Source organism: Streptococcus sp. UMB1203 (assembly GCF_030217725.1).
In the GTDB taxonomy this organism is placed as follows: Bacteria; Bacillota; Bacilli; order Lactobacillales; family Streptococcaceae; genus Streptococcus.
Genome location: NZ_JASOOK010000085.1, coordinates 1 through 251, shown reverse-complemented (window position 1 = coordinate 251; position 251 = coordinate 1). Strand labels below are relative to the sequence as shown.

General features: G+C 35.5%; 1 protein-coding gene. It reads right to left on the bottom strand.

The annotated features are described in order from the left end of the window. On the bottom strand, nucleotides 1–199 hold a 199-nt coding region (locus QP439_RS09060; RefSeq protein ID WP_285389658.1), incomplete at its 3' end, for a Tex-like N-terminal domain-containing protein. Between the last annotated feature and the right edge of the window lie 52 nt (nucleotides 200–251).

The window sequence follows — 251 nt, the reverse complement described above, 5'->3', positions numbered from 1 at the left end:
GCTCTCTGAGGTTCGTCAGACTTTTATCCAAATCAAGAATAGCCTTAATCTCTACCTCATCCAAATTACCTGTCATTTCTTTCCGATAACGAGCGATAAACGGAATCTTGTTGCCCTCTGCTGTCAGTTGCAATACTTTTTCAATTTGCTTCTGACTAATCTTTAAACTTTGCGATAGTTCGATAATATTTGTTTCCATAAAAAATATTATATCATACCTTTTCCAGTCGTCCAAATCCAATTACTACTTC